The organism is Brucella tritici (assembly GCF_008932285.1).
In the GTDB taxonomy this organism is placed as follows: domain Bacteria; phylum Pseudomonadota; class Alphaproteobacteria; order Rhizobiales; family Rhizobiaceae; genus Brucella; species Brucella tritici.
In genome coordinates, this window is record NZ_WBVY01000003.1 from 321,712 (window position 1) to 343,864 (window position 22,153).

Here is a 22,153-nt window from a genome sequence, read left to right on the forward strand (position 1 = left end):
CTCTTGTTCAGGATCAGTTTTCAATGCCCGAATTACCAGAGGTCGAAACGGTTCGCCGTGGTCTGCAGCCCGTCATGGAGGGCGCGACCGTCAGCCAAGTCGAACAGCGACGCCCGGACCTGCGCTTTCCCTTTCCCGACCGTTTTGTCGAACGGCTTTCCGGCCGGCGCATTTCGGCGCTTGGACGCCGCGCGAAATATCTCACGATCCATCTCGATGACGGCCTTTCCGTCATCAGCCATCTTGGCATGTCAGGTTCGTTTCGCATTGAAACTGATGACGGCGGCGACACGCCGGGCGAATTCCATCATGAGCGCTCCAAGCTGAGCGCACATGACCATGTCGTGTTTCACCTCCTGCGCGTCGACGGCGCTCCTGCCCGCATCGTCTACAACGATCCGCGTCGCTTCGGCTTCATGCTCTTTGCGGAAGAAGGCACGCTCGACAGTCATCCGCTGCTGGCAAGCCTCGGTATAGAACCGACAGGCAATCTGCTCTCGGGCGCTATTCTGGCAGAGCTCTTCAAGGGACGTCGGACGCCGCTCAAGGCGGCACTGCTCGATCAGCGGCTGATCGCTGGTCTCGGCAATATCTATGTTTGTGAGGCGCTCTGGCGCAGCCACCTGTCGCCCATGCGTGCCGCCGGGTCCGTTGCACAGGATACCGCAATCATGGAGCAACTGGCTTCCGATATCCGTACCGTGATCGCAGAAGCCATTGCCGCAGGCGGTTCAACCCTCAAGGACTATATTCAGGCAGACGGCGCGCTTGGTTATTTCCAGCACTCCTTCTCCGTCTATGGGCGCGAGGGCGAGCCTTGCAGAAATCCCGCCTGCAACGGCATTGTGGAACGGGCGGTACAGTCGGGACGTTCGACTTTTTTCTGTGCCTCCTGCCAGCATTGAGGCCTTGAAAAAGAAGTGATGTCGGTCCACTTTGCCCGCCAATCGGTGAAAGCGCATCCCGAAAAGTGTGAAACGGTTTTCGGCCAGGATGCGCGGTTCAAACCAAAAAAGACAGAGCATTTCCCGTGGTTCAGGAAAAACAGGAAATGCTTGATCTGCCTGAAGGAGGAGTTCAAATCCATGGCCTATGAAACGATCATCGTCGAGACACGCGGCGGCGTCGGCCTCATCCGCCTCAACCGCCCGCAGGCGCTGAATGCGCTGAACCGCAAGGTTCTCGATGAGTTGACCGAAGCTCTCGGCGCTTTCGATACGGACGGTAAGATCGGCGCTATCGTCCTGACCGGTTCCGAAAAGGCTTTCGCTGCCGGTGCCGACATCAAGGAAATGCAGCCGATCGATTTCGTGGACGCCTATCTTCAGGACATGTTCGCTGACTGGCAGAAAGTGGACCGTGTCCGCAAGCCGATCATCGCGGCGGTATCAGGCTATGCGCTCGGCGGCGGTTGCGAACTTGCCATGATGTGCGATTTCATCATTGCAGGCAGCAACGCGAAATTCGGCCAGCCGGAAATCACGCTCGGCGTCATGCCCGGCATGGGCGGCTCGCAGCGTCTCACGCGCTATGTCGGCAAGTCCAAGGCGATGGATATGTGCCTGACCGGACGCATGATGGATGCGGCGGAAGCTGAACGTAGCGGTCTCGTCTCGCGCGTTGTCGCGCCGGAAGAGCTTCTGGACGAAGCGCTGAAGGCCGCCGAACGCATCGCATCCTTCTCCCGCCCGTCCGTGCTGATGGTCAAGGAATCGGTCAACCGCACCTATGAAATGACGCTGAGCGAAGGGCTTCGCTTCGAGCGGCGTCAGTTCCATTCCCTGTTCGCGACGGAAGACCAGAAGGAAGGCATGGCAGCCTTCATCGACAAGCGTACACCGTCGTTCAAGAATCGCTGATTGATCGGCTGGCGGTCCAATGACCGCCCCGACAAGAGCTTGCCGGAAGCCTTCAAGTCGCTTTTGACGGGCTTTCGGGCCGGGTTTGCGGCTTTTTGATCGAGCTTTGGGGCAGAATCCACGTTGACGCCGCGCCAAAGCTGATCTATAAGCCCGCCCACGGATCGGTGGCCCCAGGGAACCTCAAGGGATTTTCTCGGCTGCCCTAGAGGTTTTGTGCCCGGCGGTTTTTGCCCCTGGCTAGCTGACAGAAAAAAGAGAGGCATTTATGGCCAATACTCCTTCGGCCAAGAAGGCAGTGCGCAAGATCGCTGCCCGCACCGAAATCAACAAGTCCCGCCGTTCGCGCGTTCGTACCTTTGTGCGCAAGCTGGAAGACGCTCTGCTGAGCGGCGACAAGCAGGCTGCAGAAGTCGCATTCAAGGCTGCTGAGCCTGAACTGATGCGCGCTGCTTCCAAGGGCGTGATGCACAAGAATACCGCTTCGCGTAAGGTGTCTCGCCTTGCCCAGCGCGTTAAGGCTCTGAACGCCTAAGCATTCATCCATTCTTAATGGATCGTTTTCGAAACCCGGCTCATTGTTAGCCGGGTTTTCTTTTTTGAACGTTTTTCGGAAAACCCACGTTCTTTCACTCCACCCTGAATTGTAGAGTTATTTCAATGCCTAGCTGGAATATTTCAGAGGGCGGTCAATCTTGCGCGAGGTGATTTAATCAGTGTTTTCAATCAGTTGTGAATCGTTGTCCACTGTTATCCACAGGCTGGTTTAGGGACTCGGAAGGGTGTTTGAGTCAAGGAATATTTTTAAATTTATTTTCTGACAGAACATATCAGGATCACTTAAAAATTGCCCCATGAAAACGCATTGAATCCAAAGGTGTTATTTCGCTGGCGTCCGATTCCCTACTCTTGTCGAGTCTGCCTGCAAGAGCTTTCAGCAAAAAAATGTGGTTTTCTTAGGCTTGCCCTTTGCTGCGAGGCTTCGCTAAAGTCAGGGCATAAGAGGGGTGGGCCACCGGCCCGGAGTTAGCATTAAATAGCGAGTTTGTTGGCGTGGGCGTCATAGCCCGCGGATGTTATATTCTGGTCGTAAGGTCCTGTTCCTCATGGTTGTTTGCTTACCGTTCATTAACCGGAATGCCGTTTTAGGCATGTCCCCGACAATTGAATGGTTGTGGCGGATTTCTTTCCGGGCAATCAGCCTCCGGTAAAAGTGTTGTGAGTCGTAAAAAGGTCGCCGGGAAGGAGTATCCGGGTGTGGGTCCTGATGGGACCGTTTGAGTTTGTGTTTGGCCCAGAGCTGTAGAGCCGGGCTTTGTGAGTGAGTACCTGCCGCACCAGACGGATGATAAATCTGCGGTTCGGACAGGAAAAAATGACAAGCGCCAAAAAACGGCGCGTACGAATGTGAAGGCAGGCGAGACGATGGCAATGATGACCGGCAAATCGACGGCAACGATGGGTGATGATGCACATGCGAACCGTATCCATGGATCTTCTGCTACCGGAAATGACAAGAGCCTGGTCGAGTTGAGCGGCAATGCAGGTGATGAGGTTTTCGAGCGCCTTACGGCAAAGCTGAAAGCCCGCGTCGGTACCGAGATTTATTCCAGCTGGTTCGGTCGTCTGAAGCTCGATGACATCTCCAAGAGCATTGTCCGCTTGTCGGTTCCGACTGCGTTTCTGCGCTCCTGGATCAACAATCACTATTCCGAACTGCTGACCGAGTTGTGGCAGGAAGAAAACCCGCAGATTCTGAAAGTTGAAGTCGTGGTTCGTGGCGTAAGCCGTGTGGTACGCAGCGCCGCTCCCGCTGAAACCTGCGAAGCCGCTGAAGCCAAGCCTGCCGTCGCTCCGCGCGAAAAGATGGTGTTCCCGCTCGGACAGTCCTTCGGCGGTCAGTCGCTGGGTGATAAGCGCGGTTCTGCCGTGGTCGCGGAATCAGCAGCGGCTTCGGGTTCGGTTCTGGGTTCTCCGCTCGACCCGCGCTATACGTTCGACAGCTTCGTTGATGGCGCATCGAATCGCGTGGCGCTTGCTGCGGCCCGCACCATTGCAGAGGCCGGTTCCAGCGCAGTCCGTTTCAATCCGCTGTTCATCCATGCTTCCGTCGGTCTCGGCAAGACGCACCTTCTGCAGGCAATTGCCGCCGCCGCGCTCCAGCGTCAGGAAAAGGCCCGTGTTGTCTATCTGACGGCTGAATATTTCATGTGGCGCTTCGCCACTGCCATCCGCGACAACAATGCGCTGTCCTTCAAGGAGCAGCTGCGCGATATCGACCTTCTCGTCATCGATGACATGCAGTTCCTGCAGGGCAAGTCGATCCAGCACGAGTTCTGCCATCTGCTGAACACGCTGCTCGATAGCGCCAAGCAGGTCGTGGTTGCTGCCGACCGTGCGCCTTCCGAACTGGAATCGCTCGATGTGCGCGTTCGTTCGCGTCTTCAGGGTGGCGTTGCGCTGGAAGTAGCGGCTCCTGACTACGACATGCGGGTCGAGATGCTGCGCCGTCGCCTGGCCGCCGCACAGGCAGAAGATTCGAGCCTCAACATTGGCGAAGAGATTCTCTCTCACGTTGCCCGCACCGTCACCGGATCGGGCCGCGAACTGGAAGGTGCTTTCAACCAGCTTCTGTTCCGCCAGTCTTTCGAGCCGAACATCTCCATCGACCGCGTCGATGAGCTGCTTGGTCATCTGACCCGCGTTGGCGAACCGAAGCGTATCCGCATCGAGGAAATCCAGCGCATCGTGGCGCGTCATTACAATGTCTCGAAGCAGGACCTGCTGTCGAACCGCCGCACGCGCACCATCGTCAAGCCGCGTCAGGTGGCAATGTATCTCGCCAAGATGATGACGCCGCGTTCCTTGCCGGAAATCGGTCGCCGCTTCGGCGGACGCGATCACACCACGGTTCTTCATGCCGTGCGCAAGATCGAGGATCTGGTTGGCGCCGACACCAAGCTGGCCCAGGAACTTGAGCTTCTGAAGCGCCTTATCAACGATCAGGCTGCTTGATCAGTCCTAGTGGATTGAATTTGACGTTTGATACCTGCCCGAGATAAATCTCGTTTCAAACGTCAAATTCGAAAAATCCACTAGATTCATAGAGTTACTAGCGGTCTGTTTGATTCCGACATTTGCTCAGCGCTTATATCCAAGGGATGCAAATGTCGGAATCAGACCACTAGCATCAGCCTGAAAATCGCAATCGATTTTCGCAAAGCACGATGCGGCGATCCAAGCTTCTCCGTTATCAACGGCGGTTATCAACAAAAAGCCCGGGCCCTGTCGCTTTCCGACATGGCGCGGGCTTGCTTTTCTCCTTAAAAATCTGCCACTTTAACGGACCTTCTGGCGCCCCGGCGCCTTATCGACAGGGGCCGCCTGCCTGCCCGTCAGATGCAGTTGCCCTGTCCCAGCGAGCGAGTGCGTTTGAACATGCGTGTTACCCTAGAGCGATCGAACCTTCTCAAATCTCTCAACCACGTCCATCGCGTCGTGGAGCGCCGCAACACGATACCGATTCTGTCGAACGTGCTTTTGCAGGCTGAGGGCGCAAGCCTCGCGCTCAAGGCGACCGACCTTGATCTCGAGGTCAACGAAGCGACAGCCGCCATGGTGGAACAGGCAGGTGCCACGACGGTTCCCGCACATCTTCTCTATGATATTGTCCGCAAGCTGCCGGATGGCGCTGAAGTCATGCTGTCCACCAATCCGGATGGCGGTTCCATGTCGGTCATTTCCGGCAAGTCGTCTTTCCGTCTGCAGTGCCTGCCGCAGTCCGATTTCCCGGAACTGACCGCTGGTGCCTTCACCCATTCCTTCCGGATCGAGGCGCAGGCGCTGAAACGTCTCATCGACCGCACGCAATTTGCGATTTCGACGGAAGAAACCCGTTATTACCTCAACGGTATTTTCTTCCACGCCATTGAAAGCGATGGCGCCCTGAAGCTGCGCGCTGTCGCGACCGACGGTCACCGTCTGGCGCGCGCCGAGCTGGAAGCGCCGTCCGGCACGGAAGGCATGCCGGGCATCATCATCCCGCGCAAGACGGTTGCCGAACTGCAGAAGCTGGTCGATGTGCCTGATGTGGTCGTTACGGTTGAACTGTCGGACGCCAAGATTCGATTCACCGTTGGATCGGTCGTCCTCACCTCGAAGCTGATTGACGGCACCTTCCCGGATTACCAACGCGTGATTCCGTCCGGCAATGACAAGAAGCTCACCATCGGACGCCAGGAATTTGCGGCCTCCGTGGATCGCGTCTCGACCATTTCGAGCGAACGTGGCCGCGCGGTAAAACTTTCGATTGCCGATGGCCAGCTGACGCTCACCGTCAACAATCCTGATTCCGGCAGCGCAACCGATGAGCTTGCGGCGGATTACGATGCCGATCCGCTCGATATCGGGTTCAACTCGAAATATCTGCTCGATATTACGAGCCAGCTTTCGGGTTCGGATGCGGTCTTCATGCTCGCCGACGCCGGTTCGCCGACGCTGGTGCGTGACACCGGCGATGAAGATGTGTTGTACGTCCTGATGCCGATGCGTGTTTAAAGAACAGAAAAGTGAATACGCCTGAGCCTAATCAAAGCCGCCCGGAACGTGTTTCGATCCGGCGGCTCAAGCTTGTGAATTTCCGCAATTATGCGGAACTGTCACTGCCGCTTGGCCCCGGCCATGTCGTGCTGACTGGCGAAAATGGTTCCGGCAAGACCAATCTGATCGAAGCGATTTCCTTTCTGTCACCGGGGCGCGGCCTGCGCCGTGCTGCCTATGACGATGTTGCCCGCACCAACTCGCTCGACGGCTTTGCCATTCATGCGGCGCTCGACTGTATGATTTATGGTGAGGCTGAAGTCGGCACTGGAACCGCTGGTGGTGGCGAGGGTGGCCGCAAGGTACGTATCAACGGGATTGCCGCTTCCGGCGACGACATGCTCGACTATGCGCGTATCCTCTGGGTGGTGCCGTCTATGGATGGGCTTTTCACCGGAGGCGCTTCTGATCGCCGGCGTTTTCTCGACCGTATGGTGCTTGCCATCGATACTGCCCACGGCAAGCGCGTGCTCGATTATGAAAAGGCGATGCGCAGTCGCAACCGCTTGCTGAACGATGGCAACAATGACGATCAATGGCTGGATGCGATTGAAAGCCAGATGGCGGAACTGGGCACTGCCATTGCCGCTGCGCGCGCCGAAGCCATGCGCCTGATCGCGGCGATGATCGAACGGCTGCCTGCCGAGGGACCGTTTCCCAAGGCTGATTGTTTTCTGGAGGGGGCGCTGGAGCAGAGAATCAATGTCGAGGCAGCGCTCGATCTGGAAGAAGATTTCCGCCGTACCCTGCGCGACGGCCGCGCGCGGGACCGGGCGGCAGGCCGGACGCTCGACGGCCCGCATCGCACCGATCTGATCGTCCAGCACAGACCCAAATCCATGCCAGCCGCGCTCTGTTCCACGGGCGAGCAAAAGGCGCTTTTGATCGGTCTCGTGCTTGCCCATGCCCGACTGACGGCAGAGCTTTCCGGTATGGCTCCTATTCTCCTGCTCGATGAAATCGCCGCACATCTCGATACGGGGCGCCGCGCCGCGCTGTTCGGCATCCTTGATGAGCTTGGCGGACAGGCCTTCATGACGGGCACGGATCGCGCGCTTTTTGAGGCGCTCGAAGGGGAAGCGCAATTCTTCAACGTCTCTGCCGGTCATCTCACCAGACTGTCTGACGCCTGATCCGAGAATCGGTTCCAATTTGGCATCGTGCCGTGAGGCAAAATATCCGCTGACAGCGCCTTGGGAGAGGCATATGTTTGGGGGTATGAATGCACCATCCAGACCATTTTCGTCCGAAGAACTTGAACGCTATGCGCGCCATATCGTGCTGCCGGAAATCGGTGGTCCGGGCCAGCAGAAGCTGAAGGCCGCGCGTGTGCTGATCGTCGGCGCAGGCGGGCTTGGAGCGCCTGTGCTGCAATATCTGGCAGCTGCCGGTGTCGGCACGCTCGGCATAGTCGATGACGACACTGTTTCGCTATCGAACCTGCAACGGCAGGTCATTCACGATACGGAAAGTGTGGGCCAGCCAAAGGTGGAAAGCGCGCTTGCCACCATTGCCCGCATCAATCCGCATGTGATGGTCGAAGGACACCAGCTGCGCCTCGATGCCGGTAATGTAGAAGCGTTGATCGGCAATTATGACGTTCTGGTGGATGGCTCGGACAATTTCACTACGCGCTATATTCTGGCCGATGCTGCTGCCAGGGTGGGAAGGCCGCTCGTGACGGGTGCCATGGGCCGCTTCGATGGCACGGTCACCGTGCTGATGCCCTATACGACCGGGCCGGATGGCACGCAGAACCCATCTTATCGCGATCTCTTTCCAGAAGCGCCGCCACCTGGAACAGTGCCGACCTGCGCCGAAGCCGGTGTGCTGGGCGTCCTGCCGGGCGTGATCGGCAGCCTGCAGGCGATGGAAGTTATTAAGCTCATCACCGGTATCGGCGAGCCACTGGTTGGTCGTCTGCTGCTCTACAATGCTTTGAATGTCCGCTTCGAAACCATTCGTTACAAGGCACGCAAACCGAAATGACGGCTCTGCGTGTCGAGGCTATTGGCGAGAATTTCGGGGAGTGGGAAGAACTGCTCGGCATGATCCGCGACAGCTTCGCCTGTATGGACGGCGTGATCGATCCGCCCTCATCAGCAGGTTTGCTGACGGCGGACAATCTGCGGCAGAAGGCACAGGAAGAAATCGGTTTTGCAGCCTTTCTTGATGACAGACTTGTCGGCTGTGTCTTCATACGGGAAAAGGCCGACGACTTTTATCTCGGCAAGCTTGCCGTCGCACCCGCCTTGGAGGGAAGAGGCATTGGGCGATTGCTGATGCAAAAGGCGGAAGATGTTGCTGTTGCAAAAGGCAAGCCATCAATTGAGTTGCAGGTGCGTATCGAGCTTACGCGCAATCGGGCGGTGTTTGAAAAGCTCGGATATCGCAAGATCGCGGAGACCGCGCATCCGGGCTATAGCCGCCCCACATCCATAACCATGCGCAAGGAGATCACGCGTGGCACTGACATTAACGCATGAAGAACGGTCGATAGCCGCAGGCGATCTGGGGGAGGGCGCCGCGATGGCAATGCGCATCGTGGCTGATACCGCGAGGCTGATGGGTGCGTCGCGTCTGATCCCTGTTGCATCCGCTCATATTGACGGCGCGCTTTATCACGGCGACAGCGGAACGCTTTTTGCGGAAAGACTGGTTGAGGGCGGCGCAAAGGTCAAAGTCCGCTCGACGCTCAATGTCGGCTCTATCGATCTGACGGGCTGTTCGCGTAATCTTTTGCCGGCTCAAGAGGCTGATATGGCCAGACGCATGATGCGGGCCTATATCAAACTCGGCTGCGAACCGACCTGGACCTGCGCGCCTTATCAGGCCGGACACAGGCCGGCAAAGGGCACTGATGTCGCCTGGGGCGAATCCAATGCGGTCGTTTTCTGTAATTCGGTTCTCGGCGCGCGTACCAATCGCTATGGCGACTTTCTCGATATTGCCTGTGCGATTGCTGGCCGTGCGCCGGATTATGGTCTGCATCGCAGCGAAAACCGACGCGCCACGGTGGTGATCGATATTTCGGCGCTCGACCCGGCGTTTCTGTCTTCGGAAGTCGCGTGGCCTATTCTCGGCAATCTGTTCGGTCGCAGCGTTGGCACGAATATCGGTGTCGTTGCGGGCAGTCCGATCCATCCCGATGAAGACGATCTCAAGGCTTTCGGCGCGGCATCGGCATCGGTCGGCGCAGTCGGTCTGTTCCATATTGCAGGTGTGACGCCCGAAGCACCCGATCTTGAAACGGTTTTGCAGCACCAGAAGCCGGAAGGCGTCATCCGCGTCACGCGAGAAATGATCGAGGCGACGCGCAAGCGGCTTTCGACAGTTGAGCAGGTCGATCATATCGATGCGGTTGCCATTGGCAGTCCGCATCTTTCGATAACCGAATTCGACCGTCTGGAGCGCGCGATAGCGGAACGCAAGCTCGCGGTGCCACTTTATGCCTGTACGGGCCGCCACGCACTGGTTGAGCTGGAGAAAGACGGACGCAGGCAGGTGCTGGAAAAAGCAGGCGTCGTGATTGTAGCTGACACATGCGTGGTCGTTACACCAATTTTGCCAGCTAAGGATGATGCCGTTCTGATGACAAACTCCGGCAAGTTTGCGCATTATGCACCCGGTAATACCGGTTATGGCGTGCTCTATGGCTCGCTGGAAGAATGCGTGGAAAGCGCTGTCGCAGGCAGGCCGGTTTTCGGGAGACAGGCGGCATGAGCATCGGGAAAAGTTCCATACTCGTTGCAGGCAAAGGGGCGGATGCCGAGGCGCTGGTTCTTTCTGCGCCGATCAGCTTCTGGGGTGGCGTCGATCCGAAGAGCGGGCGGATTGCTGACGTGCGCCATCCCGAACATGGGCAGAGCATTGCCGGGCGCGTTCTATGCCTGCCTGGGACCATCGGGTCATCATCGGCTGCAGCCGTTCTTCTGGAACTGGTCCATAGCGGTCATGCGCCTGCGGCCATTGTCCTGCACGAACCGGATGCGATCCTGCTCCTTGGTCTCATTGTGGCCCGTGAAATGGGGCATGACGTGCCTATCGCCATTGAACTTGACCGCGAGGCGCAAAAGCAGCTCGCCGGCCATCGGGTGACGGTCGGCGAGGACGGAGCAATTGGGATGCGCGTAAAAACAAATGATTAGAGCGCCGATCTGATCCAATCAGATCGAAACGCGCTCTAGTATTGGGTTGAACGATCTACAATATGTTCCAGCGTCCCGTCCCGCTCAAAGGCTTCGATCTGCCGGATGATCTGCGGCACAAGGGCGGTTGCAGATGAGCTTGCTGCCGCGTGCGGAGTGATCGTCACGCGCGGGTGATCCCAGAGAGGGCTGCTGGTTGGCAACGGTTCCTGCGTGAACACGTCGAGCGAAGCTGCCGAAAGAAGCCCGCGATCGAGCGCGGCCAGAATATCGGCCTCGTTCTGCAGACCGCCGCGTCCGGCATTGATCAGAACCGGCGCGCCGAGCGGCCCGTCGCTCTTCAGTTGCGCGAACATCGACATGGAGAGGATGCCCTTTGTGTCGGGCGTCAGCGGCAGCAGACAGACGAAGATGTCGGCAGTCTTGAGGAATTTCCCAAAGCCGTCCTTGCCGTGATAGGTCTGCACGCCATCGATCTCTTGCGGACGACGGCTCCAGCCGGTGACATTGAAGCCGAGCAACTTCAGCTTTTCAGCAGCATCGCGACCGAGCACACCGAGGCCCATGATGCCGACAGTGACTTCATGAGCCGCAGGCTGGCGGCGATCCTCATGCCAGACATGATTCTGCTGCTGCTTGCGATAGCGCTGTCCGAGACGGTGATGGTCCAGCACCTGCCAGACGACATATTCCGTCATGCGCATGGTAAGATCGTCGGAGATGATGCGCACCAGCGGCACATCTGGTATCCGGTCATCGCGGAAGACGTGATCGACGCCTGCGCCCAGCGAGAAGATAACCTTCAGATTGGGCAGGTTCTCAAGCGAGCCGGGCTTCTGCTTCCAGACGAGCGCATATTTGATGGAAGGATCGTTTTCCGTGCGATCCGTCACCACCGGGCGGTCCGGCGCATGATCCCGAAACGTCTTCAGCCAGATTTCCGGGTCCCAGTCGGTGATCGCCAGAAGGATATTGCCCTTATCATTGTTTGTCATTGCTTCGTTCCTCCCTCTGTTGCTTCCATGCGGAAGGCTGCCGCCATCAACGCCTTGGTATAGTCGGTCTGCGGGTGGGCGAAGACATCCTTCGCCGCGCCATATTCGACGGCCTTGCCGTTACGCATCACCAGCACGTCATTTGCCAGCGCCCGCACCACTTTCAGGTCGTGGCTTATGAAAAGATAGGCGAGATCATGCTTCTTCTGCAATGCGCGTAACAGATCGACCACCTGTGCCTGCACGCTCATATCGAGCGCGGAGGTCGGTTCGTCCAGCATGACGAATTTCGGGTTCAGCACCATGGCACGTGCAATGGCGACGCGCTGGCGCTGGCCGCCGGAAAATTCGTGCGGATAGCGGAAGCGGGTTTCCGGATCGAGATTGACTTCGTTGAGCGCGGCAACGACACGCGCATCGCGTTCGTCTGCCGACAGTTTCGGCTCATGCACCAGAAGCCCTTCAGCAATGATGTCCGCGATGGTCATGCGCGGGGAAAGCGAGCCGAACGGATCCTGAAACACGATCTGCATCTCGCGGCGCAGCGGGCGCATATCCTTGAAGCTGAACTTGGCAATATCGCGCCCGTCGAACCTGATCTCGCCCCTGGATGAAATCATGCGCGACAATGCGAGGCCAAGCGTCGTCTTGCCCGAACCTGATTCGCCGACGACGCCGAGCGTCTGTCCGGCACGCAGGTTCACGTCGATGCCATCCACTGCTTTCACGTGATCGACGGTCTTGCGCATGAACCCCTTCTTGATCGGGAACCAGACGCGGATATCCTTGCCTTCCATCACCGTTTTTGCTGCCGGATCGGCGGCAGGCGGCTCGCCCTTCGGTTCAGCCGCAAGCAGGTGCCTGGTATAGGGATGCTGCGGGTTTTCGAAAATCTCCCTGGTCGGCCCGGCCTCGACGATCTTGCCCTTGCTCATCACGCAGACCTTGTCGGCGATCTTGCGCACAATGCCGAGGTCGTGGGTGATGAAGAGCATCGACATACCCTGCGCGGCTTTCAACTCGGCAAGCAGCTTCAAGATCTGCGCCTGCACGGTGACATCGAGCGCCGTGGTTGGCTCGTCTGCAATCAGCAGCTTCGGCTTGTTGGCAAGCGCCATGGCGATCATGACGCGCTGGCGCTGTCCGCCGGAAAGCTGGTGCGGGAAGGCCGACAGGCGCTTTTCCGGTTCGCGAATGCCAACTTCGTTCAGAAGTTCCAGCGTTCGCGCCCGTGCAGCCTGCTCACCCATGCCCTGATGCATTTTCAGGATTTCACCGATCTGTCGCTCCACACTGTGCAGCGGATTGAGCGAGGTCATCGGCTCCTGAAAGATCATCGTGATGTCATTGCCGCGCACACGGCGCAGTTCCGGCTCCGAGGCCTTCATCAAATCCTTGCCGTTGAAAAGAATTTCTCCGGAAGGATGGCTGGCGGATGGATAGGGCAGCAGCTTCAGGACGGACAAGGCAGAGACGGATTTGCCTGATCCCGATTCGCCGACAAGGGCTACCGTTTCGCCTTCGGCAATGTCGAAGGATACACGGTCTACGGAAATGCGTTCCTCGCCATTCTGGCGGAATGCGACCGACAGATCGCGGACGGACAGCAGGATTTTGTTCCCTGATTCGATCATAGACCCGCTCATTGACCCACTCATTGAAATGCCTTTCGCGGATCGAAGGCGTCGCGTGTTGCCTCACCGATGAAGATCAGAAGCGACAGCATCAGCGAGATGACCACGAAGCCGGTAATGCCGAGCCAGGGTGCCTGCAGGTTGTTCTTGCCCTGTGCGAGAAGTTCGCCCAGCGAAGCCGAGCCGGGCGGCAGGCCGAAACCGAGGAAGTCGAGCGAGGTCAGCGTGGTGATAGAACCATTCAGGATGAAAGGCAGGAAGGTCAAGGTCGCGACCATGGCATTGGGCAGGAGATGCCGCCACATGATGGTGCCGTTCTTCACGCCGAGCGCTCGCGCCGCGTTCACATATTCGAAGTTTCGGGCCCGCAGAAATTCCGCGCGCACGACGCCGACGAAAGCCACCCATGAGAACAGAAGCATGATGCCCAGAAGCACCCAGAAGCCGGGCGGCAATATCGCCGCGATAATCAGCAACAGATAGAGAACCGGGATCGAGGACCAGATTTCGATGAAGCGCTGGAACAGAAGATCGACCCAGCCGCCGAAATAACCCTGAACTGCACCAGCCGTCACGCCGATAATGGCTGAGAAGAAGGTAAGAATCAGGCCGAACAGCACCGAAATGCGAAAGCCGTAAAGTGCGCGTGCGAAGACATCGCGTGCCTGATCGTCGGTGCCGAGCAGATTGAAATTGCCAAAGCGGCAATTGGGATCGCTCACGCCCTGCGGGTAGCGCTGGCAGCGTTCTTCCGCCGAATAGAGCCAGAACGGCTTCGACGGCGCTGCTTCCGGTATCTCGTTGTTTACGGTGTTGTAGGAATAGCGGATCGGCGGCCAGATGGCCCAGCCATTATTGTTGATCTCGTCCTGTATCACCGGGTCGCGATAATCGGTAACGGCATAAAAGCCGCCGAATTTCTCTTCCGGATAATCGACGAAAACCGGCATCAAAAGCTCGCCCTTGTAGGAAACGAGGATGGGCCGGTCATTTGCGATGAACTCGGAACAAAGCGCTGCGATGAGCAGGAACAGGAAAATCCACAGCGACCAGTAACCGCGCTTGTTGGCCTTGAAGTTCTGCCAGCGGCGCTTGTTGAGTGGCGACAGAAACGGACGTTTTACCGGCTTTGCAGTTGGGGTGAGGGTGGTGTCGGTCATCACACGTCCCTCCGGTCAAAATCGATGCGCGGATCGATCCACGTATAGGTGAGATCGGACAAAAGGCCGACCAGAAGGCCGATCAGCGAGAAGATGAAGAGATTGGCGAAGACCACGGGATAATCACGGTTGATAACCGACTGGTAGCCCAGCAGTCCAAGTCCGTCGAGCGAGAAGATGGTTTCGATCAGAAGCGAGCCGGTGAAGAATGCGGAGATGAAAGCGCCCGGAAAACCGGCGATCACGATCAGCATCGCATTGCGGAAGACGTGACGATAGAGAACCTGATTCTCGGTCAGTCCCTTGGCGCGCGCCGTGGTTACATATTGCTTGCGGATTTCTTCCAGAAACGAATTCTTGGTCAGCAAGGTCGTGGTGGCGAAGGCGGAAAGCACGAGTGCAGTCACCGGCAGCACCATATGCCACAGATAGTCGCCGATCTTGCCCCAGAACGACATTTGCGCGAAATCGGGCGAGGTGAGGCCGCGCAGCGGGAACCAGTCGAAGAACGAGCCGCCCGCAAACAGTACGATCAGCAGAATTGCAAACAGGAAGCTTGGAATGGCGTAGCCGACGATGATGACGGCGCTGGTCCAGGTGTCGAAGCGTGAACCGTCCTTGATTGCCTTGCGAATGCCGAGTGGAATCGAAATCATGTAGGACAGAAAAGTCAGCCACAGGCCGAGCGAGATCGAAACCGGCATCTTTTCCTTGATGAGGTCGATCACGCTGATATCGCGGAAATAGCTGCGTCCGAAATCGAAGCGCATATAGTTCCACAACATCTGGCCGAATCGTTCCAGTGGCGGCTTGTCGAAACCGAACTGCTTTTCCAGATCGGCGATGAATTGCGGGTCCAGCCCCTGCGCGCCGCGATATTTGGAATTGACCGAGCCGCTGTCGACAGCGCTTTGGCCGAAATCGCCGCCACCGCCCGAAAGGCGGTCGAGAGCGTCGCCACCCTGGCCGGAAAGCTGCGCGATCACGCGCTCGACCGGACCACCGGGGGCGAACTGAACCACAGCGAAGGAAATAGCCATGATGCCGAGTATCGTCGGGATCATCAGAAGCAGACGGCGGAGAATATAAGCGCCCATCAGCCCGGCTTTCTTTTCGTGTCTGATCCAAAAGCCATCATGCTGGACTGCAAATGGCAATTCCTGCGCTTCTGGTGCTCGCGTACCTTTAAGTACGCTGCGCTCCGGTTCCCGAAATTACCATTTTCGCCGCAGCCTGCCGTTTTTTGATTCAGACACTTGGGACTTAGCAACAGCTTTTGCCTCTTTCATTCACGATAACGATTTGATCCACCACAGCGTCTCGACGGGAAAGCCGTAATCTGGCTTCGGCTCCTTGAAACCGAACCGGTCCCAATAGGCCGCGAGATGATTCGCTGTCGTCCAATTTGGAATCCAGTCGCGCCGGATACGCAAGTACCGATCAAGCACCCGCATCGTGGCGACGAGTTCTTCGCGCGTCGAAACCTTGCCGATATCCGCAATCAGCGCATCAATCAACGGATCTTCCGTGCCGGGAAGATTATAGCTGCCCGGCACCTTGGCCGATTCGGAGCCGAACATGCCGGCAAGTGATTCCTGTGTCGGTGTCGGGCTGAACTGTAGCGCCATACCCACCATGTCGAACTGGAAATCCTGCATCCGCGACTGATACTGGCTTGCATCGACAAGCCGCAGGCTGGCGTCGATACCGATGGCGCGCAGCTTCTGAATATAAGGATTGTAGACCCGCGTGAAGGCTTCGGAATTGGAGAGTATCTCCAGCGCGAACTTTGATCCGTCCTTGTCGTGGAACTGGCCGTTCTTGCGCTCGAAGCCGACCGCCTCCAACAGCTTGATGGCCTGCGCGAACTGCGCACGGTCGCGGCCTGTCCCGTCCGATACGGGCATGAGTATAGCCTCGCCGAAGACAGCGTCCGGAAGCTTGCCGCGATAGCGTTCAAGAACTTTCAGCTCATCAGGTGTCGGCAGGCCACTTGCCTGAAAATCCGACCCGTTGAAGCAGGATTGCGAGCGGGCATAAACTTTGTAGAAGAGATGCTCATTGGTCCATTCGAAGTCGAAGCAGAGCGCGATTGCTTCACGCACGCGCGGATCGCGGAACCGCTCGCGGCGCTGGTTCAGCGCCCATGCCTGCATCAGCGGGCGCTTTTCTCGCGAAAAGGTGCGCTTGATGACCTTTCCCTGCTGGATGGCCGGGAAATCATAGGCCGTTGCCCAGTTCTTGGAGACGCTCTCCTCGCGGTAATCGATACTGCCTTTCTTGAAGGCTTCGAATTGCGGCTGGCGGTCACGGAAAAACTCGATGCGAATGCGGTCGAAATGGTTGAACCCCTTCTGCACCGGGAGGTCTTTCGCCCAATAATCCTCGACGCGGTCATATTCGATGAACTGACCGGCAGCGAAGTTGCCGACCTTGTAGGCGCCGGAGCCCAGCACAGGCTCCATGGTCGTGGCTTCGAAATCGCGATCCTTGAACCAGCTTTCCGACAGGATCGGCACCGTCACGGCATCGAGGATGGCGTTCGGTCCGCGCCCTTCGACGAAGCGCATACGCACTTCTCGGCTGCCGGTTGCCTCCACCTTTTCCACTCCAGCCAGAGACTGGCGCAACGTTGGATGACCCTTCTGCTTGATGGTCGTATAGGTGAACAACACGTCTTTCGCCTCGATCGGCGAGCCGTCGTGAAAACGCGCTTCCTTGCGAAGCCTGAAAGTGCAACTGCGGCGGTCTTTCGAAAGCGTCGCACTTTCTGCGATGAGGCCATAGACAGAATCCGGCTCATCCAGCGCCGAAGCCATCAGCGTATCGAAGGTCAGTTCCATGCGCGGCGGCGCATCACCCTTGAAGGTGAAGGTATTGAGCGTGTTGAACGTGTCGGTGTTCTGGTTCCAGACCCAGCTCGACGGCGCGAAATTGAACGTGCCGCCCTTCGGTGCTTCGGGGCTGGCATAGTCGAAATGCGGAAAATCGGGACCGTATTTCAGGTCACCGAAAGCCGAAAGCCCATGCAGCGCCTTGCCCGTCGGTATGTCGGCGAAGGCACTTGGCGGCAGGAAGGTCGCGACGGCGGCACTTCCCGAAAGCCCCAGAAAATGGCGGCGGTTCATGCGAAGGATTGTCATTCTCGCTCGGCCCTCATTCACTGCCGGTCTTGAGCTTGGCTTCCTTCGCAGGGTCTATCCACCAGGAGAACGGGTCAATCCCCATATAATCAGGCTGTTTTTCAGGCATTCCGAACTTGTTCCAGTAGGCCACGTTGATCTTGTCCGAATACCATTGCGGAATGACGTAATAGTTCCACAGTAAAGCCCGGTCGAGCGCATGGGCGGAAGCGACCAGTTCATCGCGATCCTTGGCATAGATGACGCGGTCGATCAGCTTGTCGATCGCCGGGTTCTTGATGCCGGCATAGTTGCGGCTGCCTTTGAAATCGGCTGCCTTCGAGCCCCACATGTCGCGCTGCTCATTGCCGGGTGAGGCGGTTTGCGCGATGATTGAGGTGATGACATCATAGTCGAAATCGTTGACACGGGCCTGATATTGCGCCGCGTCAACGATACGCACAGTCGCATTGATGCCGATCTTGCGCAGGCTTGCGGCAAATGGATTGTAAATGCGCTCGTCCGTCGGGTCCTTGCCGAGAAATTCGATGGTGAACGGATTGCCCTTGGCATCGACGAGCTTGTTGCCCTGCAAAGTCCAGCCTGCTTCCGAAAAGAGTTTCAGTGCGGTACGCAGGTTTTCGCGGGTGGCCTGCGGCGTGTCATAGACCGGCAGCTTGAATTCCTTGGTCAGTGCATCGGCTGGGAGCGCGTCCTTCACCGTTTCCAGAATGGCCTGTTCCTTGGGCGTCGGCGGGCCGCTCAGTTCCAGTTCATTGCCTGCGAAATAGCTGTTAATGCGGTTGTACTGGTTGAAGAACAGGAGCCGGTTCATCGATTCGAAGTCGAAGGCGTAGGTCAGCGCCTGACGCACTTTCGGGTCTTTGAACTTGTCGCGGCGCGTGTTCAGGAAATAGCCCTGCATACGTCCGACGGCGTGATAGGGGAACGAAGCCTTTACGACATCGCCGCGCTGCACGGCTGGGAAATTATATTGTTCAGCCCAGCGCTGGGCGCGATTCTCATTCCGGTAATCGTACTGTCCGCCTTTCTTGAAGGCTTCCCAGGTCGCATCCTCGTTGAAATAATATTCGTAGCGCAGGCGGTCGAAGTTGTTGCGCCCGACATTGACGCTCAAATCCTTGCCCCAATAGTCGTCGACGCGCGCCCAGGTGATGGAGCGTCCTGGCGTCATGCTGTCGATCTTGTAGGCTGCAGAGCCGAGCGGGATTTCAAGCGTCGGACGGGTAATATCGCGCTGCTTGCCCTGCGCATCCTTGCCTTCCCACCAATGCTTGGGCAGAACGGCAAGCTGCCCCAGAATCTGCGGCAGTTCGCGGTTGCCCTTCTGGCTGAAGGTGAACTTCACCTCATGTTCGCCGGTCTTTTCCGCCTTCTCCACGTCGCCATAATATTTGTTGTACATCGGCGACTGCTTCTTCAGCACATCGAACGACCAGATCACGTCATCGACGGTGATCGGCTGCCCGTCATGCCATTTCGCTTTGGGATTGAGCTTGAATTTCACCCAGGAGAAATCGTCGGGATATTGCAGGGCTTCGGCGATGAGCGGGTATTGAGTCGATCCCTGATCGACCGAATCCGTCATCAGCGTGTCGTAGAGCATCCCGCCGCCGAAGTCGGACAGGCCAGCGGCAGCAACACCCTGCACCACGAACGGATTGAGGCTGTCGAAGGTACCGACGGCGACCATGTTCAGCGTGCCGCCTTTCGGCGCATCGGGGTTCACATAGTCATAATGTTTGAAATCGGCTGGATATTTGGGCTCGCCGAGCAGGCTGGAGGAATATCGCCATTGGGGTTCCGCGTCATTTGCGCGCCCCATTGAAACCGTGCTCGCAAGCATGGCCACTGCGAACGCACCCGCCCAAAAAGCTCTCATCCAGCCTCTCCGTTCCTGTTTCGGATATATTAGGATGAAGTCTTATGGGTTTTTGCGGAGGAAGAAAGGCATGCGGGCAAGAAATTTGATGCAGGCAAGAAAAAAGCCCGGCGAACCGGGCTTTAATCATCATTCTCTCTTGTCGGCTTAATTCGCCGGTGCCGGTTCTGCTGGCTTCTGTTCGCCGCCAGCCGGTGCGCCAGCTGGTGCGCTTGACGGTGCGCCTTCCGCAGGCTTTTCGCCTTCGGCTGGCTTCGCATCGCCGCCAGCAGCAGGTGCCGCATCAGCGGTTGGCAGCGGAGCCGGATTGTCGGACAGCGTGCGCAGATAAGCGATCAGATCGGCGCGCTCATTGTCCTTCTTGTCGCCGGCAAAGCCCATGGCCGTGCCCTTGATGAAGCCCTTCGGCGAGGTCAGGAACTTGTTGAGATGTTCAAAATCCCACTTGTTGCCGCCAGCGCCGAATTCCTTCATGGCAGCCGAATAGCCGAAACCTTCAACGGAGGCAGCCGGACGGTTCACGACATCCCACAGATGCGGACCGACCTTGTTGGCGCCACCCTTTTCACCGGTATGGCATGCAGCGCAACGCTTGAAGACGGTTTCACCGCGTGCCGGATCGGCAGACTGCAGCAACGTCGCAATGGAAACTTCTTCCTTGGCCGGTGCAGCGCCCCCTTCACCGGTCGAGGCTTCCGCCGCTTCGATGATAAAGCCCGGCTTTTCAGGCGCAGGCGAGTGAAACAGCGAATCGGACAGGATGCCCGTCGTCATGACAACGAAAACCGTTGCCAGAAAAGCCATGATAAACTTGTTAGTCCGGGTTGAATTCATCGCCGGTCAGCGCTCCCTCTACCAAAACGCTCTCCCCGAGAACGCTCTCCTAGCCGGCATGCAAGCCTTTAATAAAGGTCGCAATTCTCTCCCCGGCATCGGGCGGAAACTAGGTCTTTTACCAGGGCGATGCAACACCTATAAGGGTGACTGGACCCGTGACTTTTTGACACTTTTGATGCATTTCCAGCACTGGCAAAGCGCGTTACAAGACGTCCGCGACCTATCGATCTAAAGAGGCGATGATGCTTCAGACATTAAAGACACTCACTCTTATCCCTGCGCGCATGGCATCCACGCGGCTGCCCAACAAGCCGCTCGCCGATATTTGCGGCAAGCCGATGATCGTCCATGTGGCCGATCGTGCAGCGGCTGCAAAGCTGGGCCGGACCGTGGTTGCAACCGACAGCGACGAGATTTTTGCAATCGTCACCGCGCATGGCCATGAAGCCATCATGACGCGCGAGGATCATGAATCCGGCTCCGACCGCATCTATGAAGCGCTGATGAAGGTCGACCCGGCGGGCGAGTTCGATGCCGTGGTGAATGTTCAGGGCGATCTGCCGACCATTGATCCCGATATCATCCGCCGCGCACTCCTCCCGCTCGAAGACGGACCTGCCGACATTGCGACGCTTGGCGTCGAAATCGAGGAAGAATCGGAAAAGACCAATCCAAGTGTGGTGAAGATCGTCGGTTCCCCCCTTGCCGGTAACAGCCGCCTGCGTGCGCTTTATTTCACCCGCGCAACCGCGCCTTATGGCGAAGGCCCGCTCTATCACCATATCGGCCTTTACGCCTATCGCCGCTCCGCGCTGGAACGCTTTGTGAAGCTTGGGCCATCTCCTTTGGAGAAGCGTGAAAAGCTCGAACAATTGCGGGCTCTCGAAGCCGGAATGCGCATCGATGTGGAGCTTGTGAAGACGGTGCCTCTCGGCGTCGACACGCAAGCCGATCTTGACCGGGCCCGTCTTCTTGTAGCACAGGGTATCTAACGGCCATCGATGAGTGGCATTTAAGAAGGCATGGTATGATGAAAACCAACAGGATTTCCTTTCAGGGTGAAGCGGGCGCAAATTCCGATACGGCGTGCCGCAACATGTTTCCCGATATGGAGCCTTTGCCGTGCCCGACTTTTGAGGATGCCTTCAACGCGGTTGAAACCGGCGCTGCCGATCTCGCCATGATCCCCATCGAGAACACGCTGGCCGGTCGCGTCGCCGATATTCACTATCTGCTGCCGCTCGCCGACATGCACATCATTGGCGAATATTTCCTGCCGATCCATTTCCAGCTGATGGTGCTTCCGGGCGTCAAGCGCGAGGAAATCAAGACGGTGCACAGCCATGTCCATGCGCTCGGCCAGTGCCGCAATGTCATTCGCCAGAACGGCTGGAAGGGCGTCATCGCGGGCGATACGGCGGGAGCCGCCCGTCTCGTCGCCGATATGAAGGATCGCTCCATGGCGGCATTGGCGCCAAGCCTTGCTGCCGAGCTCTACGGTCTCGATATTCTGGAAGAAAATGTCGAGGATGCGGAAGACAATGTGACCCGCTTCGTGGTTCTGTCCAAGAGCAAGCAGTGGGCGCCGCGTCCCGAAAATGGCGAGCGCATCGTGACGACTTTTGTCTTTCGCGTGCGCAACGTCCCGGCTGCGCTCTACAAGGCGCTGGGCGGTTTTGCCACCAATGGCATCAACATGACGAAGCTCGAAAGCTATCAGATCGGCGGGCGTTTCATCGCCACGCAGTTCTATGCCGATGTCGAAGGACATCCGGAGGACCACAATCTCCAGCTCGCGCTGGAAGAACTGCGCTTCTTCACCAAGGAAGTGCGCATTCTCGGCGTCTATCAGGGCAGCGATATTCGCGGCACGCAGTTGCTCGCTGCGGAGTAATT

General features: G+C 57.7%; 19 protein-coding genes. 12 read left to right on the top strand and 7 right to left on the bottom strand.

The window, feature by feature from the left end:
* Positions 1 to 23: 23 nt before the first annotated feature.
* The 10 genes from mutM to F9K94_RS11470 all read left to right on the top strand — a co-directional run bounded on the left by mutM (position 24) and on the right by F9K94_RS11470 (position 10,606).
* Positions 24 to 905: a bifunctional DNA-formamidopyrimidine glycosylase/DNA-(apurinic or apyrimidinic site) lyase gene (gene mutM / locus F9K94_RS11425; RefSeq protein WP_151645716.1), complete on the top strand. Its 882-nt coding sequence runs from the start codon at positions 24 to 26 to the stop codon at positions 903 to 905.
* 180 nt (positions 906 to 1,085) lie between these two features.
* The gene (locus tag F9K94_RS11430) at positions 1,086 to 1,859 is read left to right on the top strand and encodes an enoyl-CoA hydratase (RefSeq protein ID WP_061345211.1); all 774 of its coding nucleotides are present in this window, start codon (positions 1,086 to 1,088) and stop codon (positions 1,857 to 1,859) included.
* 268 nt (positions 1,860 to 2,127) lie between these two features.
* Positions 2,128 to 2,394, top strand: a complete 267-nt coding sequence (rpsT, locus tag F9K94_RS11435; protein WP_010657809.1) for a 30S ribosomal protein S20 — start codon at positions 2,128 to 2,130, stop codon at positions 2,392 to 2,394.
* Positions 2,395 to 3,290: 896 nt separating this feature from the next.
* The gene (gene dnaA / locus F9K94_RS11440) at positions 3,291 to 4,874 is read left to right on the top strand and encodes a chromosomal replication initiator protein DnaA (protein WP_151555319.1); all 1,584 of its coding nucleotides are present in this window, start codon (positions 3,291 to 3,293) and stop codon (positions 4,872 to 4,874) included.
* 423 nt (positions 4,875 to 5,297) lie between these two features.
* Positions 5,298 to 6,416, top strand: coding sequence for a DNA polymerase III subunit beta (gene dnaN, locus F9K94_RS11445; protein ID WP_061344706.1), 1,119 nt, complete (start codon positions 5,298 to 5,300; stop codon positions 6,414 to 6,416).
* An 11-nt stretch (positions 6,417 to 6,427) separates the two neighbouring features.
* Entirely contained in the window at positions 6,428 to 7,591 is a 1,164-nt protein-coding gene (gene recF / locus F9K94_RS11450; protein ID WP_151645718.1) for a DNA replication/repair protein RecF, read from the top strand.
* A 73-nt stretch (positions 7,592 to 7,664) separates the two neighbouring features.
* Positions 7,665 to 8,447 carry a molybdopterin-synthase adenylyltransferase MoeB gene (locus F9K94_RS11455; protein WP_192799496.1) on the top strand — a complete coding sequence of 261 codons (783 nt, stop codon included), beginning with the start codon at positions 7,665 to 7,667 and terminating at the stop codon, positions 8,445 to 8,447.
* The gene (locus tag F9K94_RS11460) at positions 8,444 to 8,944 is read left to right on the top strand and encodes a GNAT family N-acetyltransferase (RefSeq protein ID WP_151645720.1); all 501 of its coding nucleotides are present in this window, start codon (positions 8,444 to 8,446) and stop codon (positions 8,942 to 8,944) included. The genes F9K94_RS11455 and F9K94_RS11460 overlap by 4 nt, the downstream gene beginning before the upstream one ends.
* Positions 8,922 to 10,181 (top strand): aconitase X, encoded by a 1,260-nt coding sequence (locus F9K94_RS11465; protein ID WP_192799497.1) that lies wholly within the window; start codon positions 8,922 to 8,924, stop codon positions 10,179 to 10,181. Before F9K94_RS11460 ends, F9K94_RS11465 begins: the two co-directional genes overlap by 23 nt.
* Positions 10,178 to 10,606 carry an aconitase X swivel domain-containing protein gene (locus tag F9K94_RS11470; protein ID WP_151645722.1) on the top strand — a complete coding sequence of 143 codons (429 nt, stop codon included), beginning with the start codon at positions 10,178 to 10,180 and terminating at the stop codon, positions 10,604 to 10,606. The genes F9K94_RS11465 and F9K94_RS11470 overlap by 4 nt, the downstream gene beginning before the upstream one ends.
* 35 nt (positions 10,607 to 10,641) lie before the next feature.
* On the opposite strand, the gene F9K94_RS11475 is transcribed toward F9K94_RS11470, so the two are convergent.
* The 7 genes from F9K94_RS11475 to F9K94_RS11505 form a co-directional block, all read right to left on the bottom strand.
* A complete protein-coding gene (locus tag F9K94_RS11475; protein ID WP_151645724.1) occupies positions 10,642 to 11,601 on the bottom strand; it encodes a 2-hydroxyacid dehydrogenase in 960 nt (319 codons plus the stop codon).
* Entirely contained in the window at positions 11,598 to 13,259 is a 1,662-nt protein-coding gene (locus tag F9K94_RS11480; protein ID WP_151645726.1) for an ABC transporter ATP-binding protein, read from the bottom strand. The genes F9K94_RS11475 and F9K94_RS11480 overlap by 4 nt, the downstream gene beginning before the upstream one ends.
* Positions 13,256 to 14,395 carry an ABC transporter permease gene (locus F9K94_RS11485; protein WP_010657818.1) on the bottom strand — a complete coding sequence of 380 codons (1,140 nt, stop codon included), beginning with the start codon at positions 14,393 to 14,395 and terminating at the stop codon, positions 13,256 to 13,258. The genes F9K94_RS11480 and F9K94_RS11485 overlap by 4 nt, the downstream gene beginning before the upstream one ends.
* Positions 14,395 to 15,492, bottom strand: a complete 1,098-nt coding sequence (locus F9K94_RS11490; protein WP_061345213.1) for a microcin C ABC transporter permease YejB — start codon at positions 15,490 to 15,492, stop codon at positions 14,395 to 14,397. Before F9K94_RS11490 ends, F9K94_RS11485 begins: the two co-directional genes overlap by 1 nt.
* Before the next feature lie 192 nt (positions 15,493 to 15,684).
* Positions 15,685 to 17,538, bottom strand: coding sequence for an extracellular solute-binding protein (locus F9K94_RS11495; RefSeq protein ID WP_151645728.1), 1,854 nt, complete (start codon positions 17,536 to 17,538; stop codon positions 15,685 to 15,687).
* A 13-nt stretch (positions 17,539 to 17,551) separates the two neighbouring features.
* Positions 17,552 to 19,420, bottom strand: coding sequence for an extracellular solute-binding protein (locus F9K94_RS11500; protein ID WP_151645730.1), 1,869 nt, complete (start codon positions 19,418 to 19,420; stop codon positions 17,552 to 17,554).
* A gap of 147 nt (positions 19,421 to 19,567) precedes the next feature.
* Complete coding sequence (locus F9K94_RS11505; protein ID WP_151645732.1) at positions 19,568 to 20,254, bottom strand: c-type cytochrome; 687 nt, start codon at positions 20,252 to 20,254, stop codon at positions 19,568 to 19,570.
* 245 nt (positions 20,255 to 20,499) lie between these two features.
* On the opposite strand from F9K94_RS11505, the gene F9K94_RS11510 reads away from it, so the two are divergent.
* On the top strand, positions 20,500 to 21,249 hold the full coding sequence (locus F9K94_RS11510; RefSeq protein WP_061345214.1) for a 3-deoxy-manno-octulosonate cytidylyltransferase: 750 nt from the start codon (positions 20,500 to 20,502) through the stop codon (positions 21,247 to 21,249).
* A 38-nt stretch (positions 21,250 to 21,287) separates the two neighbouring features.
* Entirely contained in the window at positions 21,288 to 22,151 is an 864-nt protein-coding gene (locus F9K94_RS11515; protein WP_109987125.1) for a prephenate dehydratase, read from the top strand.
* Positions 22,152 to 22,153 lie beyond the last annotated feature (2 nt).